Genomic DNA, 16,981 nt, shown 5'->3' on the forward strand with positions numbered 1-16,981 from the left:
ATGCGCAGCCCCCGCGAGCTGGTGGGCGGCAGCCCGGCGGCGGCCTACCCGATCCGCTTCGACGGCCGTGAACTCCCGGCCCAGGAAGGCCAGTCCATCGCCGCCGTCCTCTGGGCCGCCGGCATCCTCGCCTGGCGCACCACCCGCGAGGGCGGCACCCCCCGCGGGGCGTTCTGCGGCATCGGCGCCTGCTACGACTGCCTCGTCACCGTCAACGGCCGCCCCAACCAGCGGGCCTGCCTCGTCCCCGCCCGCCCCGGGGACTCCGTCACCACCCAGGAAGGCACCGGCCATGCCGACCTCGCCGTCTGACCACACCGACCACACCGACCACACCGACCACACCGACCCCACCGCCCCCGCCGACCTGGCGGTCATCGGCGCGGGCCCCGCCGGCCTGGCCGCGGCCGTCACCGCCGCCCGCCTCGGCCTGCGCGTCACCCTCCTCGACGCCGCCGACCGCCCCGGCGGCCAGTACTACCGCCACCCCGCCCCCGCCCTCGGCGCCGCCCGCCCCCAGGCCCTGCACCACGGCTGGCGCGCCTTCGCCACCCGCGAAGCCGCCCTCCGCGCCCACCGGGAGACGGGCCGCATCCGCTACCTCCCGGCCCACCACGTCTGGACGGTGGTCCCGGACGGGGAGCAGGGCTGGACCCTCCACGCGCTGGCCGGCCACGGCCCCGACGAGACCCCCGCGACCCTCCGCGCCCGCCACGTCCTCCTCGCCACCGGCGCCTACGAGCGCCAGCTGCCGTTCCCCGGCTGGACCCTCCCCGGAGTCGTCGGCGCCGGCGGCGCCCAGGCCATGCTGAAGAACAGCCTCGTCCTGCCGGGCCGCCGCGTCGTCGTCGCCGGCTCCGGCCCCCTCCTCCTGGCCGTGGCCGGCTCCCTCGCCGCCGCGGGAGCCACCGTGCCCGCGGTCGTCGAGGCCGCCGCGTACACCGCGTACGCCCCGCAGGCCCCCGCCCTCCTGCGCAACCCCGCCAAGCTCGTCGAGGGCGCCACGTACGGCGGCGCCCTGCTGCGCCACGGCGTCCGCCTGCTCACCCGGCACGCCGTCACCGAGGCGCACGGCACCACCCGCGTCGAGGCCGTCACCGTCACCCGCCTCGACGGCGACTGGCGCCCCCTGCCCGGCACCGCCCGCCGGATCCCCTGCGACGCCCTCGCGGTGGGCCACGGCCTGGTGCCGCAGCTGGAACTGGCCACCGGCCTCGGCTGCGCCACCCGCGAGACCGCCGACGGCACGCCGGCCCTGGACGTGGACGCGGAGCAGCGCACCTCCGTCCCCGGCATCTGGTCGGCCGGCGAGACCGGCGGCATCGGCGGCGCCGAACTCGCCCTCACGGAGGGGGAGATCGCCGCGCACGCGATCGCCGCCCGCGTGCTCGCCGCCCGGGTGGTCACCGCCCGCGCCCCCGCCGGAGGCGCCGTCGCACCCCGCGCCCTCGTCCGCCGCCGCGCCCGGCTGCGCGCCTTCGCCGACGCGATGGCCGCCGCCCACCGCCCCGGCCCCGGCTGGACCGGCTGGCTGCGGGAGGAGACGGACGTGTGCCGCTGCGAGGAGGTCCCGGCCGGCCGGATCCGCGAGGCGGTCCAGGACCTTGGGGCGCGGGACGCCCGTACGGTCAAACTGCTCACCCGGGCCGGAATGGGCTGGTGCCAGGGCCGGATGTGCGGTCCGGCCGTGGCGGCCCTGGCGGGCGGAGCCCCGGCACCCGACCGGCGCCCCCTGTCCTGCCCGGTCCCGCTGCGCCACCTCGCGGCTCTGGAACGGTCCTCGCCTCCGGACGCCGAACTTCCCACCCCGGGCCACTGATCGGGTCCGCCCGGACCCTTGTGGCCGGCTCACACCCACTAGTAAAATGTCACACACCACACTAGGGAGTCCTTCATGACCCACGCGCCCACCCCCGCGCCCAGCGCCGACACCCGCACCCGCCCCTGGCACGGCATCATGGTCGCCACCGCCCTGCCCCTGCGCGCGGACCTCTCCGTCGACCACGACGCCTACGCCGAACACGTCGCCTGGCTCATCGCCAACGGCTGCGACGGCGTCGTCCCCAACGGCTCCCTCGGCGAGTACCAGACCCTCACCGACGAGGAGCGGGCCCGCGTCGTCCGCACCGCCGTCGAGGCCGCCGGCGACGGCGCCCGCGTGATGCCCGGCGTGGCCGCGTACGGCAGCGCCGAGGCCCGCCGCTGGGCCGACCAGGCCGCCGAGGCCGGCGCGGGCTCCGTCCTGCTCCTGCCCCCCAACGCCTTCCGCGCCGACGAGGAGACCGTGCGCGCCCACTACGCGGAGGTCGCGCGGTCGGGCCTGCCGGTGGTCGCGTACAACAACCCGTACGACACCAAGGTGGACCTGACCCCCGCCCTCCTCGCCCGGCTGCACGCCGACGGCAGCATCGTCGCCGTCAAGGAGTTCAGCGGCGACGTCCGCCGCGCCTACGAGATCGCCGAGCTCGCCCCGGGCCTCGACCTGCTCATCGGTGCCGACGACGTCCTGCTCGAACTCGCCCTCGCCGGCGCCGTCGGCTGGATCGCCGGCTACCCCAACGCCCTGCCGCAGTCCTGCGCGACCCTGTACCGGGCCGCCGTCGCCGGCGACCTCGCCACCGCCCTGCCGCTCTACAAGTCCCTGCACTCCCTGCTGCGCTGGGACTCCAAGACCGAGTTCGTCCAGGCCATCAAGCTCTCCATGGACCTCGCCGGACGCCCCGGCGGCGCCACCCGGCCCCCGCGCTTCCCGCTCACCGGGGAGACCGAGGCCGCCGTGCGCGCCGCCACCGAGAAGGCCCTGGCCGAAGGCCTCAACTGATCCCAGGGGGGACCGGAATGCGCACGCGTCACATCTACCACGCCGTGGACTCCCACACGGAGGGCATGCCCACCCGGGTGATCACCGGGGGAGTCGGGGTGATCCCCGGTGCCACCATGGCCGACAAGCGGCTCCACTTCATGGAGCACATGGACCACGTCCGTACCCTGCTCATGTACGAGCCGCGCGGCCACGCGGCGATGAGCGGTGCCGTCCTGCAGCCCCCCACCCGGCCCGACGCCGACTTCGGCGTGCTCTACATCGAGGTGTCGGGCCTGCTGCCCATGTGCGGGCACGGGACGATCGGGGTGGCCACGGTCCTGGTCGAGACCGGCATGGTCCCGGCCGTCGAGCCGGTCACCACCGTCCGGCTCGACACCCCGGCCGGACTGGTGAGCGTCGACGTACGCGTCGAGGACGGCGCGGCCACCGCCGTCACCTTCACCAACGTCCCGGCCTTCAGCGTGGGCCTCGACCTGAAGGCCGAGGTGCCCGGCTTCGGCACGGTCACCTACGACCTCGCCTACGGCGGCAACTTCTACGCCTTCGTCGAACTCGACGCCCTCGGGCTGCCCTTCGACCGGGCCCGCAAGGACGACCTGATCGCCGCCGGACTCGCGGTCATGGACGCGGTCAACGCCTCCGCGGACCGCCCCGTCCACCCCGAGAACCCCTCCATCGCCGGGATCAAACACGTCTACCTCGCCGCCCCCGGCTCCGACGCCCGCCGCTCCCGGCACGCCATGGCGATCCACCCCGGCTGGTTCGACCGCTCGCCCTGCGGTACGGGGACCAGCGCGCGCATGGCCCAGCTGCACGCCCGGGGGCTGCTGCCGCTCGGCACGGACTTCGTCAACGAGTCCTTCATCGGCACCGAGTTCACCGGCCGGCTCGTCGGGGACACCACGGTCGGCGGCAGGCCGGCGGTGGTCCCCACCGTCACCGGGCGGGCCTGGATCACCGGCACCGCCCAGTACTTCCTCGACCCGACCGACCCCTTCCCCGGAGGGTTCCTGCTGTGACCACCGTCCGCACCACCGACTACCACACGGCGGGCGAGCCCTTCCGCATCGTCGACTTCACCGCGGGCGGGCTTCCCCCCGTCCCCGGTGACACCGTCGCCGAGCGCTGCGCCACGGCCATCGGCCCCGGGGGCTCCGGCACCATGCCCCGCCGCAGCCCGCTGGACGAGGTACGGCGCCTGCTGGTGCAGGAGCCGCGCGGGCACGCCGGGATGTACGGGGGGTTCGTGGTGCCCCCGGACGACGACGGGGCCCACCTCGGGGTGCTGTTCTGGCACAAGGACGGCTACTCCACGGCCTGCGGCCACGGCACCATGGCGCTCGGCGCCTGGGCCGTGGACACCGGCCGCGTCGCGGCGCCCGACGACGGGGACGCCCAGGTCCGCATCGACGTGCCCTCGGGCCGGGTCGCCGCCACCGTCCACCGGTCCCAGGGCCGCACCACCGGGGTCACCTTCCGCAACGTCCCGGCCCGGGTGGCCGCCCGCAAGGTCCCGGTGGCCACCACCCTCGGCCTCGCGGAGGTGGACATCGCCCACGCCGGGGCCTGCTACGCCTCCGTCGCCGCGCGGGACCTCGGCCTGGAGGTCACCCGCGCCGCCCTGCCCGAACTCGTACGCGCCGGGCGGGAGGTCCGGGCCGCCCTCGCCACCCACCCGGCGACCTGGCACCCGGGCGGCCCCCTCCTCTCCGGGGTCTACGGGGTGGTGCTGTACGAGGAGCTGCCCGACACCCCCTTCGGGCCGCACCAGCGCAACGTCACCGTCTTCGCGGACGGGCAGGTCGACCGCTCGCCCTGCGGCTCCGGGACCTCCGCCCGGCTCGCGCTGCTGGCGGAGGACGGCCGGCTGGGGGCGGGGGAGGACCTGCTGCACGAGTCGGTGACCGGCACCGTCTTCACCGGACGGTTCCTCGCGGGCGGGGTCACCGAGGTCACCGGGACCGCCTACCGCACCGGCGAGCACGCCTTCACCGCCGACCCGTACGACGCCCTCGGCGCCGGCTTCCTGCTGTGACGGGCCTCCCCGCGGCGGGCCTGCTCCAGCTGGGCGCCCGCGAGACGGCCGGCCTGCTCACGGCGGGGCGGGCCGCCGACGCCCTGGAGGCCGCCCTGCGCGCCGGCCTGGACCCGGAGGCCTGCCCGCAGCGCACCAGCGTCCCGGCGCCGGGCGGCGAACTGCTGCTGATGCCGGCCGCGTCGGGCGCGTACGCCGGGGTGAAGGTGGCCGGGGTGGCCCCCGGCAACCCGGCGCGGGGACTGCCCCGGATCACCGGCAGCTACCTGCTGCTGGACGGGCCCACCCTGCGCCCGCTGGCCCTGCTGGACGGCGCCGCCCTCACCGCCCTGCGCACCCCGGCGGTCTCCGCGCTCGCCCTGCGGTACCTGACCGCGCCCGGACGCCCGCTGCGGCTGGTGCTGTTCGGCTCGGGACCGCAGGCGTACGGGCACCTCGAAGCGGTGCTGGAACTGCGGGACCTGGCCGGGGCGGTGATCGTGGCCCGCGACCCGGGCCGCGCTGAGCGGCTGGCCGCGCACGCCCGGGACCTGGGCGTCCCGGCCCGCACGGGCACGCCCGCCGACGTGGCCGGCGCCGACCTGGTCCTGTGCTGCACCACCGCCCGCGAGCCGCTCTTCGACGGCCGCCTGGTCGCCCCGGGGGCGGTGGTCGTCGCCGTCGGCTCGCACGAGCCGGACGCCCGGGAGACCGACACCGCCCTCGTGCGACGCGCGGCGGTGTACGTGGAGTCGCGGGCGGCCGCCCTGCGCGAGGCGGGGGACCTGCTGGTCCCCGAGGCGGAGGGGGCGATCGGGCCCGGTCATATCACCGGCACCCTCGCCGACCTGGTCGCGGGACGCAATTCCACGGGCGGGAGGCCGAGTTGTCCACAGCTCTTCAAGAGCGTGGGCATGGCCTGGGAAGATCTTGCCGTCGCGGTGGCGATCTACCACGCGACCGGAGCGAACAGCGAAACGTGACATTGTACGCTGTTCCTCCGCACGTCGGTGGTGTGCGGGGTCTCGGAGGAAGAGCAATGGGTGACCTGAAGCAGCACAGTCTCATCAAGGCCCAGGAGCGGCTGCGCGACCAGGTCGGCCACGCCCTGCGCGCCGCGCTGATAGCGGGCGAGCTGCGCCCCGGCAGCGTCTACTCGGCCCCCGGCCTCGCCGCCGAGCTCGGGGTCTCGGCCACCCCGGTCCGCGAGGCCATGCTGGACCTCGCCCGCGAGGGCCTGGTGGAGCCGGTCCGCAACAAGGGCTTCCGGATCACCGAGGTCAGCGAGCGCGACCTCGACCAGTACACCGAACTCCGCACGATGATCGAGGTCCCGACCGTCGGCCGGGTCACCAGGATGGCCACGGCCGAGCAGCTGGAGCAGCTGCGCCCGATCGCCGAGGAGATCGTCAGCAGCGCCCGCGAGCACAACCTCATCGGCTACCTGGAGGCCGACCGCCGCTTCCACCTCGGGCTGCTCGCCATCGCGGGCAACGAGCGCCTGGTCGAGACCGTCGGGGACCTGCGCAAGCGCTCCCGGCTGTACGGCCTCACGGGCCTGGACGAGGCCGGCAAGCTGGTCTCCTCCGCCGAGGAGCACATCGAGCTGCTCGACCTGATGATCGCCGGCGACGCGGAGGCGGCCGAGGCCTGCATGCAGCGCCACCTGGGCCACGTCCGCTCGCTCTGGGCGCAGGGCCGCGACGAGCCCGTGGGGCGCCCGCAGGGCGGTCTCGGCTCGGGCGTCTGACCCCGCCGGGGCCTCCGCCGCCGACCCGGCCACCGTACGCACGCAGGGCCCGGACCTTCTGGTCCGGGCCCAACTCCCGTTTTCGGCACCGCATTTGGACACGGCTGGATAACGGCGGCGGCAACCTCTTGTCAGTACAATTTCACATTACTATGTTACCGGTCACATCCTAAAGCGCGTGCTGAAGTGCGCGCTGAAGCGCGGCCCTTCCCTGGAGTGACCCATGACCAAGCGCACCCAGCTCACCCTCGCCACCGCCCTGGTGGCGACGCTCGTACTCGGCGCCTCGGGCTGCTCCGACACCAAGAAGGGCCCCGCGGCGGGCGGCGGAGCCTCCAACCCCGCCGCCGCCAACGACGGGAAGGTCCTCGGCGGCACCCCGGTCAAGGGCGGCACCCTCACCGTCCTGTCCAACCAGGACTTCTCCCACCTCGACCCGGCCCGCAACTGGACGATGCCGACGATGGACTTCGGCACGCGGCTCCTCTACCGCACGCTCGTCACCTTCAAGGCCGAGCCCGGGAAGGCCGGCAGCGAGCTCGTCCCCGACCTCGCCACCGACCTGGGAACCCCCTCCAACGGCGGCCGCACCTGGACCTTCACCCTCAAGGAAGGCCTCAAGTACGAGGACGGCTCGCCGATCAAGGCCCAGGACGTCAAGTACAACGTCGAGCGCTCCTTCGCCCCCGACCTGACCGGCGGCCCCGACTACGCCGCCCAGTACCTGGCCGGCGCCGAGGGCTACAAGGGCCCCCTCCAGGGACAGCACCTCGACTCCGTCAAGACCCCCGACGACCGCACGATCGTCTTCGAACTGGGGCGCCCCGTCGCCGAGTTCTCCCAGACCGCCACCCTCCCCACCTTCGCGCCCGTCCCGCAGTCCCAGGAGAAGGGCACCCAGTACGACGCCCGCCCGTTCTCCTCCGGCCCGTACAAGATCGAGACGTACGACCGCGACAAGAAGCTCGTGCTCGTCCGCAACGAGCACTGGGACCCCAAGACCGACACCGTCCGCAAGGCCTACCCGGACAAGTTCGTGGTCGTCATGGGCCTCAAGGGCGGCCAGATCGACGACCGCATCATCGCCGGCGAGGGCGCCGACGCCTCCGCCGTCGAGTACGCCAACATGCGCCCCGAGAGCGCCCCCAAGGTGCTGCCCAAGCCCGAGGTCAAGGCGCGCCTGCTCGCCGAGTCCCAGGGCTGTACGGTCATGCTCCACCTGAACAACTCCCGCGCCCCCTTCAACGACCCCAAGGTCCGCGAGGCCATGCAGTACGCGGTCGACAAGGAGGCCGTCATCACCGCGGGCGGCGGCCCCGCCCTCAACGAGGTCGCCACCGCCTACCTGCCCCCGGCCCTCTCCGGCGGCAAGCAGGCCGACACCCTGAAGATCCCCCCGGCCGGCGACCCGGCCAAGGCCAAGGAACTCCTCAAGGCCGCCGGCAAGGAGAACCTCAAGGTCACCCTCTCCGTCTCCACCGGCGACAAGGGCAAGGCCGAGGCCATCCAGCAGGGCCTGTCCCGGGCAGGCATCCAGGTCGTCATCGACACCGTCGACCCCGGCGCCTACTACGACGTCATCGGCGACCTCTCCACCACCCCCGACATGACCTACACCGGCTGGTGCCCCGACTACCCCTCCGGCTCCACCTGGATGCCCTTCGTCTTCGACGGACGCACCATCAAGGACAAGGGCAACCAGGGCAACTACTCCCAGTTCCGCGACGAGGCCACCATGAAGCGGATCGACGAGATCAACGCCATGGCCGACGCGAAGCAGGCCAATCAGGCCTGGATCGACCTCGACGCCGAGATCATGAAGAAGTCCCCCTCCATCCCGATCCTGATGGAGCGCAAGCCGCTGCTCGTCGGCCCCAACATCGCCGGCGCCTACGGCCACCCCTCCTGGACCGGCACCATCGACTACGGGACCGTCGGCCTCAAGGACCCGTCGAAGAGCCAGGGCTGAGGGAAGCCCGAGGCCCCGACACCATGACCACCACAGCACCCGGCGCCGCCCCCGCCCCCGACGCCGCGGCCGGACGGCCCGCGGCGGCGCCGGGCAGCAGCCCCTGGCAGCTCGCCCGGCGGGAACTGCGCCGCCGCCCCGCCGTCCGCGTCAGCGCCGCCGTCGTCCTCCTCTTCGTCCTGATGGCCCTCACCGCACCCTGGCTCGGGGCGCTCGGCGGCTGGTCCCCGGAGGAGTTCGACAAGACCGCCGTCGACCCCTACCTCGGCGGCCTCCCGCTCGGCGACCTCGGCGGGATCAGCCCCGAGCACTGGCTCGGCGTCGAACCCGTCACCGGCCGCGACCTGTTCGCCCGCGTCGTCCACGGCGCCCAGGTCTCCCTGCTCATCGCCTTCGCCGCCACCGCCATCGTCGTCCTCGCCGGGACCGCCGCCGGCATCGCGGCCGGCTACTTCGGCGGCCGCACCGACGCCGTCCTGTCCCGGCTGATGGACCTCACCATGTCCTTCCCCTCGCTGATCTTCATGATCGCGATGCTGTCGGTGGCCAAGGACGTCAACCGCATCGTCCTCATGACCGCCGTCATCGGCCTCTTCGGCTGGCCCGGCGTCGCCCGCGTCGTCCGCGGCCAGACCCTCTCCCTCAAACACCGCGAGTACGTCGACGCCGCCCGCGTCGGCGGCGCGAGCGCCTGGCGCATCCTGACCCGCGAGATCCTCCCGGGCGTCTCCGGCCCGGTCATCGCCTACACCACCCTGCTCATCCCGGGCATGATCAGCACCGAGGCCGCGCTCAGCTACCTCGGCGTCGGGGTCCGCCCGCCCACCCCGTCCTGGGGCCAGATGATCGCCGAGTCCGTGGCCTTCTACGAGACCGACCCCATGTACTTCGTCATCCCGAGCGTCTTCCTCTTCCTCGCCGTCCTCGCCTTCACCCTCCTAGGCGACGCCCTGCGCGACATCCTCGACCCGAGGGGAGGCCGCAGTTGATCCTCTACCTGCTCCGCCGCCTGCTCGCCCTGGCCGGCGTGCTCCTCGCCATCGCGGCCGTCACCTTCGTCATCTTCTACGTCCTGCCCACCGACCCGGCCGCCGCCGCCTGCGGCAAGACCTGCAGCGCCGAGCGGCTGGCCGACGTACGCGCGTACCTCGGCCTCGACCAGCCCCTGTGGCGGCAGTTCGCCGACTTCCTCACCGGCATCTTCACCGGCCGCACCCTCGGCTCCGGCCAGTACGCCGTCCAGTGCGACTTCCCCTGCCTGGGCTACTCGTACGAGAACTCCCTGCCCGTCTGGGACCTGCTCATGGACCGGCTCCCGGTCTCCGCCTCCCTCGCCGTCGGCGCCGCCGCCCTCTGGCTCCTGCTGGGCCTCGGCGCCGGCGTCACCGCCGCCCTGCGCAAGGACACCGCCACCGACAAGGCCCTCATGGTCGGCGCCGTCGCCGCCGCCTCCCTGCCCGTCTACTTCACCTCCGTGATGCTCATCTACGGAGTCATCCGCGTCGCCGGACTGCTGCCCTACCCCAGCTACCAGGCCTTCACCGACGACCCCCTCGCCTGGGCCTCGAACCTGCTGCTGCCCTGGACCGCGCTCGCCCTGCTCTACGCCGCCATGTACGCCCGCCAGAGCCGCGGCTCGATGATCGAGGCGATGGCCGAGCCCTACATCCGCACCGCCCGCGCCAAGGGCATGCCCGAACGCACCGTCGTCGTCAAACACGGTCTCCGCTCCGGCATGACCCCCATCCTCACCATCTTCGGCATGGACCTCGGCGGCCTCCTCGCCGGAGCCGTCATCACCGAGTCCATCTTCGGACTCCCCGGCATCGGCAGGCTCTTCTACGGAGCCCTCGTCAGCTCCGACCAGCCCGTCGTCCTCGGCGTCACCCTGCTCGCCGCCTTCTTCATCGTCGTCGCGAACCTCGCCGTCGACCTCCTGTACGCCGTCATCGACCCGAGGGTGAGGTACTGATGACCACCCCGCTGCTCGAAGTACGCGACCTGCACGTCACGTTCAGCACCCCGCGCGGGACCGTACGCGCCGTCGACTCGCTCGGCTTCACCGTCGAAGCGGGCCGCACCCTCGGCATCGTCGGCGAGTCCGGATCCGGGAAGTCCGTCACCTCCCTCGCCGTCATGGGCCTGCACCGCACCGGCGCCGAGGTCACCGGCTCCGTCAGGCTCGCCGGACAGGAGCTGACCGGCCTGCCCGAGAAGGAACTGGCCAAGGTCCGCGGCCGCAGGATGGCCATGATCTTCCAGGACCCGCTGTCCAGCCTGCACCCCTACTACACCGTCGGCGAACAGATCGCCGAACACTTCCGGGTGCACTTCCGGGCCGGACGGGCCGCCGCCCGCAAACGCGCCGTCGACATGCTCGGCGAGGTCGGCATCCCCGAACCCGCCCGCCGGGCCGGGGAGTACCCCCACCAGTTCTCCGGCGGCATGCGCCAGCGCGCCATGATCGCCATGGCCCTGGCCTGCGAACCCGACCTGCTCATCGCCGACGAACCCACCACCGCCCTCGACGTCACCGTCCAGGCCCAGATCCTCGAACTGATCGCCCGCCTCCAGGAGGAACGCGGCCTCGGCGTCGTGATGATCACCCACGACCTGGGGGTGGTGGCCCGCGTCGCCCACGAGGTCCTGGTCATGTACGGCGGCCGCGCCGCCGAACAGGCCCCGGCCGACGAACTGTTCGCCGACCCCGCCCACCCCTACACCCGGGGCCTGCTCGACTCCCTGCCCCGCCTCGACAGCCCTGACGACGTCCCGCTTCCCTCCATCCCCGGCTCCCCGCCCTCGCTCGTCGACCGAGACCCCGGATGCGCCTTCGCCCCCCGCTGCCCGCGTGCCGCCGCCGGCACCCCGCAGGAGCGGGAGCGCTGCACGGGCGAACCGCCCGAGCCGCGCCCGTACGGATCCCCGGCCCGGACCGCCGCCTGCCACTTCGCCGGCTCCGCCCCCGCCCCCGTCCCCACCCCGGAGGTGTCCCGATGACCGCCCCGGCCACCGGCCAGGACCCGGCCGTACGCCAGGACGCCCCGGCCGGGCCCCTGCTCTCCGTACGGGACCTGACCATGACCTTCCCTGGCAAGCGGTCGCTGACCGGACGCCGGGCCGCCCCCGTCCGGGCCGTCGACGGCATCTCCTTCGACCTGGAGCCCGGCCGCACCCTCGGCCTCGTCGGCGAGTCGGGCTGCGGCAAGTCCACCACCGGCCGGATGCTGGTCCGGCTGCTGGAACCCACCTCCGGCAGCATCACCTTCGACGGCCGCGACATCAGCCGGCTCTCCCAGGGCGCGCTGCGCCCTCTGCGCCGCGACATCCAGATGGTCTTCCAGGACACGCACTCCTCCCTCAACCCCCGCCAGACGGTCGCCCGGATCATCTCCGACCCGCTGCTGGTACAGGGCTGGAGCGCGGCGGACGCCCGCCGCCGGGCCGCCGAGCTGATGGAACTGACCGGGCTGATCCCCGAGCACATCGACCGCTACCCGCACGAGTTCTCCGGCGGCCAGGCCCAGCGCATCGGCATCGCCCGCTCGCTCGCCACCAGCCCCCGGCTGGTCATCGCCGACGAGCCGGTCTCCGCCCTCGACGTCTCCGTCCAGGCGCAGATCGTCAACCTGATGGAAAGGCTGCGCGCCGAACTGGGCCTGGCCTACGTGTTCATCGCCCACGACCTCTCGGTGGTCAAACGGGTCAGCGACCGCGTCGCGGTCATGTACCTCGGCCGGATCGTCGAGATCGGGGACAAGAAGTCCCTCTACGAGAACCCGCAGCACCCCTACACCCGGGCGCTGCTGTCCGCCGTACCGCTGCCGGACCCGGCGGCGGAGCGGCGGCGGGAGCGGATCGTGCTGCTCGGCGACCCGCCGAGCCCGGCCGCCCCACCCCCGGGCTGCACCTTCCACCCGCGCTGTCCCAAGGCGCAGGAGGTCTGCCGCACCGAGCGGCCGCTGCTGCGGCTTGCCGCCTCGCGAGAGGTGGCCTGTCACTTCCCGGGTGACTGACGGGGATCACGGGAAGGAAGGGGAGGGCCCCGCGGACGACGGCGTCCGCGGGGCCCTTTCCGCTGTCCGGGCGGCCCCCGGCCTACAGGCCCAGCTCGCGGCGGAAGAACTCCAGCTCCAGCGCCGTGATCTTCTCGCGCGTCCCGCCCGGGGTCATGTGCGTGACGCCGGGCAGCGCGAGCAGCTGGTGCGGGCGGCCCGCGTCGGTGAGGGCCCGGGACAGGCGCAGGGTGTGGGAGGGGTGGACGTTGTCGTCGGCCAGGCCCGTGACCAGCAGCAGCGGCCGGGACAGCTTGGGCGCGTCGGGGATCAGCGAGTCCCGCTCGTAGACCTCGGGGTGCTCCTGCGGGAGGCCGAGGTAGCGCTCGGTGTAGGCGGTGTCGTAGTGCCGGAAGTCGGTGGGGGCGGCCCCGGCGGCCGCCGCGTGGAAGACGTCCGGCCGGCGCAGCACCGCCAGCGCCGACAGGTAGCCGCCGTAGGACCAGCCGCGGATCCCGACCCGGCCGAGGTCGAGGTCGCGGTGGCGTTCGCCGAGCGCCCGCAGGGCCGCGACCTGGTCCTCCAGGGTGACCTCGGAGAAGCCCCGGTACATGGCGTGGGTGTGGGCGGGGGAGACGTACGGGGTGCCCCGGTTGTCGGCGGTGACCACGGCGAAGCCCTGGTCGGCCCACCACTGCCGGGCCTGCCAGCGGCGCGGCTCGGCGGACACGTCCTGGAAGCCGGGGCCGCCGTAGCCGTCCACGAGCACGGGCAGCCGCCGGCCCGGGACGTGGCCGCGCGGCAGGACGAGGGCGGTCGGGATCCCGTGTTCGGTGACCCGTTCCAGGACGGGCTCCACCCGGTACGGCAGCGGGGCGGCCAGGTCGGCGGGGGTGAACTCCCTTCCGTCCGGGGTGCGTACGGTACGCCGGATGCCGCCGGCGTCGGCGCCGGTCAGCAGCAGGGTCCCGGCCGAGGCCGAAACGCCGTGCACGCCGGGCCCGTCGGCGAGCGGGGTCAGCTCTCCGGTGTCGGGGTCCAGCAGCAGCACCTGCTGCTCGGCGGGGTCGCGCAGTCCGGCCTCGATCAGCAGCCGGCCCTCGTGGAGCCCGGCGACGGCGCGGACCTGTATCCCCTCGCCGGTGAGGGGCTTCCCGTCGAGGGCGAGGCCGCGTGCGGTGCCGCCGGGAGTGTCGGCGGCGGTGAGGATCCGCCCGTCAGGCAGCCGCGCCGGGGTGCCGGGCAGGAGGGGGTCGACCCACTGGGGGTGCGTGGTGCGGGACAGCTCCGTGGTGCGGCCGGTGGCCGGGTCGGCGGTGAGCAGGAGCACGTTCCGCTGGAGCCGGTCCTGCACGGTCAGCAGGATCTCGGTCGCGGATTCCCAGCCCGCGTCGGAGAGGTAGGGGTAGGCCTCGGCGTCCCAGTCGAGCCGGACCCGGCAGCCGTCGGGGCCGAGCACCCACAGCTGCACGTCGGCGTTGGGGCCGCCCGCCTCGGGGTACGCGAAGTCCTCGGCCGGCAGCTCCGGGTGCGCCGGGTCGGCGAAGTGGCGGCGCTGGAGGGCGCTCTCGTCGACGCGGGCGGCGAGCAGGGTGACGCCGTCGGGGGACCACCAGTGGCCCCGGGTGCGGCCGAGTTCCTCGGCGGCGGCGAACTCGGCCAGGCCCCAGCGGGCCCCGTCGGCGGGGCTGATCCGGCCGCCGGGATGGACGTACAGGGCGTCGTCGGCGACGTAGGCGGTGCGGGAGCCGTCGGCGTTGGGGCGCGGGTCCAGGGCGGGGCCGGCGGCCGGGAGCGGCTCGGGGACGGCGGCGCCGTCGCAGGTGACCGCGTACAGGCTGCCGTGGAGCGGGAAGACGGCTCGGCGGCCGTCGCCGGAGAGGGCGTACGAGCCGATCCCGGCGGCGACGAGGCGGGTGCGCTCGCGCAGGCGGCGTTCGGCGACGGGGAGTTCTCCGGGCTCGGGGGAGAGTACGCGCGGGTCGGCGAGCCGGGTCTCGGTGCCGGTGGCGGTGTCGAGGACCCAGAGGCTCTCGACGGCGTCGGTGGGGCCCGCGGAGCGCAGGAACCAGAGGAGGCGGCCCCCGTCGCCGAACGAGAAGGCCCTTGGCGAGCCGTGGGTGAACCGGGCCGTGTCGGCGGAGAGCCTGAGGAATTCGTCCATGATCACATTGTGGCATGTGCAATATCACATAGCATAGGCCATTCGAGTGGTGGCCCCTGGTCCGCGGGCTTAGCGTCGACTAGTGGACCCGAACGCACTGCCGAACAACAACGGGACCGACGGCAAGGTCCGCGGGAGCGGAAACGGGCTGGCCCTGTTCGTGATTGCCTCCTGCCAGCTCATGGTCGTGCTCGACATCACCATCGTGAACATCGCCCTACCACACATCCAGACCGCCCTCGACTTCTCCACCGAGAGCCTGTCCTGGGTCGTCAACGCCTACACCCTGACCTTCGGCGGGCTGCTCCTGCTCGGCGGGCGCACCGGCGACATCCTCGGCCGCAAGCGCGTCTTCATCTTCGGCGTCCTGCTCTTCGGCCTGGCCTCCCTGCTCGGCGGACTCGCCCAGAACGCGGGCCAGCTGATGGCCGCCCGGGCCCTCCAGGGCGTCGGCGGCGCCATCGCCTCCCCGACCTCGCTCGCACTGATCACCACCACCTTCCGCGAAGGCCCGGCCCGCAACCGGGCCTTCGGCGTGTTCGCCGGCGTCTCCGCCGGCGGCGGTGCGATCGGGCTCCTCGCGGGCGGGGTGCTGGTCGAATGGCTCAACTGGCGCTGGGTGCTCTTCGTCAACGTCCCGATCGCCCTGCTGATCGCCGTACTCGCCGCCCGGGTCCTGCGCGAGTCCCAACGCCACCCCGGACACTTCGACCTGATCGGCGCACTGCTGGGCACCTGCGGCATGGTCGCCCTCGTCTACGGCTTCATCCGCGCCTCCCAGGACGGCTGGCGCGACGGGTTCACCCTCGGCTCCTTCGCCGCCGCCGTGGTCCTGCTGTCCCTGTTCGTCCTCAACGAGCGGCGCTCGCCGCAGCCGATCACACCGCTGCACATGTTCGCCGACCGCAACCGCGCCGGTACCTACGGGATCATGCTCTTCCTCGCCTGCGCGATCTTCGGCATGTTCTTCTTCCTGACCCTGTTCGTGCAGAACGTCCTCGGCTTCAGCCCGCTCCGCGCCGGACTCGCCTTCCTCCCCGTCAGCGTGATGGTCGCGCTCGCCGCCGGGGCCACCTCCCAACTGCTGCCGAAGTACGGGCCCAAGCCCTTCATGGTCACCGGTGCGCTGTGCTGCGCCGTCGGCTTGGGCTGGCTGACCCTGACCGACGTCCACTCCACCTACTTCGGCAGCGTCTTCGGGCCGATCCTGGTGTTCGCCACCGGCATGGGACTGCAGTTCGTGTCGCTGACCCTGATGGCCCTGTCCGACGTCCCCGACCGGGAGTCCGGAGCCGCCTCCGGACTGCTCAACTCGATGCAGCAGATCGGCGGGTCGCTCGGACTGTCCATCCTGGTCACCGTCTTCGGCACGGCCAGCCGCAACGAGGCCAAGGAGCAGGTGCCCGCCTTCCTCGGCTCGGCGAGCCCCGAACAGAAGGCCTTCTTCGCCCGCACCGGGCAGCTCCCCGAGCCCTGGGCCGACCAGGTACTGACCTCTGGGGTCAGCGCGGCCTTCGTGGCGGCCTCGCTCTTCACCCTCGCCGGCGCGGTCATCGCCCTCTTCGCCATCCAGGTCCGGCCCTCCGACCTGGAACGACTCCAGGGGAACCACACCCCGGCGGCCGTCCCGGGCGAGGGCGCCGGGTAGGCTCGGCCGATCATCGAAAACCGGGGGGAAACACCGATGTTCCGATCCACCCTGCGCGGCGCCGCCGCGGCAGCCCTGACCGTCACCCTGGCGGCACTCACCGTCTCCTGCGGCAACGACACCGAGCCGAAGGCCAAGCCCTCGTCGCCCGCCGCGGCCGCCTCGCCCGCCACCTCCGCACCCGTCCCCGGCGCCCCGTCGCCGGCCGCGTCCCCGGCCGGTACGGGCACGCCCGCGCCGGCCGCGACACCGACCGCGCGGGCTTCCGCGAACGGCCCCTCGGCGCTGCCCTCCACCCCGCCCGAGCTGGTCCGGGACGCCTTCGCCGGACTCCAGGCGACCCTGAACGACTCCTGCACCCCGGGCAACTGCGCGTACTTCCTCGGCCGGGTGTACGACGAACTCCACCGCCTGGACCGCGCGATGAAGGCCGACCCCAAGGGCCCCGGCCACTTCCCCGAGCCGATCGCCCTCATCGTCAAGCTCGACAAGGAACTCGGCGGCGACCGCACCTTCGAGAACCTGAAGAAGCACCAGAGCGCGCTCATCGGCACCCGGGACCAGATCAACACCTGGATGCAGGACCACCCCGACGACTACCGCTGACGCGGTCCGGA

General features: G+C 73.7%; 15 protein-coding genes. 14 read left to right on the plus strand and 1 reads right to left on the minus strand.

Annotated elements, in window-relative coordinates:
• The 12 genes from AC07A6_RS19375 to AC07A6_RS19430 all read left to right on the plus strand — a co-directional run bounded on the left by AC07A6_RS19375 (position 1) and on the right by AC07A6_RS19430 (position 12,573).
• Entirely contained in the window at positions 1-312 is a 312-nt protein-coding gene (locus tag AC07A6_RS19375; protein ID WP_478777839.1) for a (2Fe-2S)-binding protein, read from the plus strand.
• Positions 293-1,819, plus strand: coding sequence for an FAD/NAD(P)-dependent oxidoreductase (locus AC07A6_RS19380; protein WP_478777840.1), 1,527 nt, complete (start codon positions 293-295; stop codon positions 1,817-1,819). Before AC07A6_RS19375 ends, AC07A6_RS19380 begins: the two co-directional genes overlap by 20 nt.
• 75 nt (positions 1,820-1,894) lie before the next feature.
• On the plus strand, positions 1,895-2,821 hold the full coding sequence (locus AC07A6_RS19385; protein ID WP_478777841.1) for a dihydrodipicolinate synthase family protein: 927 nt from the start codon (positions 1,895-1,897) through the stop codon (positions 2,819-2,821).
• Between the two features lie 17 nt (positions 2,822-2,838).
• Entirely contained in the window at positions 2,839-3,843 is a 1,005-nt protein-coding gene (locus AC07A6_RS19390) for a proline racemase family protein (RefSeq protein ID WP_478777842.1), read from the plus strand.
• Complete coding sequence (locus tag AC07A6_RS19395; protein ID WP_478777843.1) at positions 3,840-4,859, plus strand: proline racemase family protein; 1,020 nt, start codon at positions 3,840-3,842, stop codon at positions 4,857-4,859. The genes AC07A6_RS19390 and AC07A6_RS19395 overlap by 4 nt, the downstream gene beginning before the upstream one ends.
• The gene (locus tag AC07A6_RS19400; protein ID WP_386270648.1) at positions 4,856-5,821 is read left to right on the plus strand and encodes an ornithine cyclodeaminase family protein; all 966 of its coding nucleotides are present in this window, start codon (positions 4,856-4,858) and stop codon (positions 5,819-5,821) included. The genes AC07A6_RS19395 and AC07A6_RS19400 overlap by 4 nt, the downstream gene beginning before the upstream one ends.
• A 56-nt stretch (positions 5,822-5,877) precedes the next feature.
• Entirely contained in the window at positions 5,878-6,588 is a 711-nt protein-coding gene (locus AC07A6_RS19405) for a GntR family transcriptional regulator (RefSeq protein ID WP_362461172.1), read from the plus strand.
• A gap of 223 nt (positions 6,589-6,811) precedes the next feature.
• Positions 6,812-8,557 (plus strand): ABC transporter substrate-binding protein, encoded by a 1,746-nt coding sequence (locus AC07A6_RS19410; protein WP_478777844.1) that lies wholly within the window; start codon positions 6,812-6,814, stop codon positions 8,555-8,557.
• Positions 8,558-8,580: 23 nt separating this feature from the next.
• A complete protein-coding gene (locus AC07A6_RS19415; RefSeq protein WP_478777845.1) occupies positions 8,581-9,546 on the plus strand; it encodes an ABC transporter permease in 966 nt (321 codons plus the stop codon).
• On the plus strand, positions 9,543-10,529 hold the full coding sequence (locus tag AC07A6_RS19420) for an ABC transporter permease (protein WP_478777846.1): 987 nt from the start codon (positions 9,543-9,545) through the stop codon (positions 10,527-10,529). Before AC07A6_RS19415 ends, AC07A6_RS19420 begins: the two co-directional genes overlap by 4 nt.
• On the plus strand, positions 10,529-11,557 hold the full coding sequence (locus tag AC07A6_RS19425) for an ABC transporter ATP-binding protein (protein WP_478777847.1): 1,029 nt from the start codon (positions 10,529-10,531) through the stop codon (positions 11,555-11,557). The genes AC07A6_RS19420 and AC07A6_RS19425 overlap by 1 nt, the downstream gene beginning before the upstream one ends.
• Complete coding sequence (locus AC07A6_RS19430; protein ID WP_478777848.1) at positions 11,554-12,573, plus strand: ABC transporter ATP-binding protein; 1,020 nt, start codon at positions 11,554-11,556, stop codon at positions 12,571-12,573. The genes AC07A6_RS19425 and AC07A6_RS19430 overlap by 4 nt, the downstream gene beginning before the upstream one ends.
• A gap of 82 nt (positions 12,574-12,655) precedes the next feature.
• Here the strand turns inward: AC07A6_RS19430 and AC07A6_RS19435 are convergent, their stop codons facing one another.
• Positions 12,656-14,716, minus strand: a complete 2,061-nt coding sequence (locus AC07A6_RS19435; protein WP_478777849.1) for a S9 family peptidase — start codon at positions 14,714-14,716, stop codon at positions 12,656-12,658.
• Between the two features lie 82 nt (positions 14,717-14,798).
• On the opposite strand from AC07A6_RS19435, the gene AC07A6_RS19440 reads away from it, so the two are divergent.
• Both AC07A6_RS19440 and AC07A6_RS19445 read left to right on the plus strand, forming a co-directional pair.
• Positions 14,799-16,364 carry an MFS transporter gene (locus AC07A6_RS19440; protein WP_478777850.1) on the plus strand — a complete coding sequence of 522 codons (1,566 nt, stop codon included), beginning with the start codon at positions 14,799-14,801 and terminating at the stop codon, positions 16,362-16,364.
• 36 nt (positions 16,365-16,400) lie between these two features.
• On the plus strand, positions 16,401-16,970 hold the full coding sequence (locus AC07A6_RS19445; RefSeq protein ID WP_478777851.1) for a hypothetical protein: 570 nt from the start codon (positions 16,401-16,403) through the stop codon (positions 16,968-16,970).
• Positions 16,971-16,981 lie beyond the last annotated feature (11 nt).

The organism is Streptomyces sp. NPDC044002 (genome assembly GCF_056434525.1).

Excerpts from the sequence above, each read along its gene's own strand:
- AC07A6_RS19430 (WP_478777848.1), top strand. The coding sequence starts at position 11,554 with ATGACCGCCCCGGCCACCGGCCAGGACCCGGCCGTACGCCAGGACGCC.
- AC07A6_RS19375 (WP_478777839.1), top strand. The coding sequence starts at position 1 with ATGCGCAGCCCCCGCGAGCTGGTGGGCGGCAGCCCGGCGGCGGCCTAC.
- AC07A6_RS19435 (WP_478777849.1), bottom strand. The coding sequence starts at position 14,716 with ATGGACGAATTCCTCAGGCTCTCCGCCGACACGGCCCGGTTCACCCAC.
- AC07A6_RS19390 (WP_478777842.1), top strand. The coding sequence starts at position 2,839 with ATGCGCACGCGTCACATCTACCACGCCGTGGACTCCCACACGGAGGGC.
- AC07A6_RS19410 (WP_478777844.1), top strand. The coding sequence starts at position 6,812 with ATGACCAAGCGCACCCAGCTCACCCTCGCCACCGCCCTGGTGGCGACG.
- AC07A6_RS19405 (WP_362461172.1), top strand. The coding sequence starts at position 5,878 with ATGGGTGACCTGAAGCAGCACAGTCTCATCAAGGCCCAGGAGCGGCTG.
- AC07A6_RS19385 (WP_478777841.1), top strand. The coding sequence starts at position 1,895 with ATGACCCACGCGCCCACCCCCGCGCCCAGCGCCGACACCCGCACCCGC.
- AC07A6_RS19380 (WP_478777840.1), top strand. The coding sequence starts at position 293 with ATGCCGACCTCGCCGTCTGACCACACCGACCACACCGACCACACCGAC.
- AC07A6_RS19415 (WP_478777845.1), top strand. The coding sequence starts at position 8,581 with ATGACCACCACAGCACCCGGCGCCGCCCCCGCCCCCGACGCCGCGGCC.
- AC07A6_RS19445 (WP_478777851.1), top strand. The coding sequence starts at position 16,401 with ATGTTCCGATCCACCCTGCGCGGCGCCGCCGCGGCAGCCCTGACCGTC.
- AC07A6_RS19425 (WP_478777847.1), top strand. The coding sequence starts at position 10,529 with ATGACCACCCCGCTGCTCGAAGTACGCGACCTGCACGTCACGTTCAGC.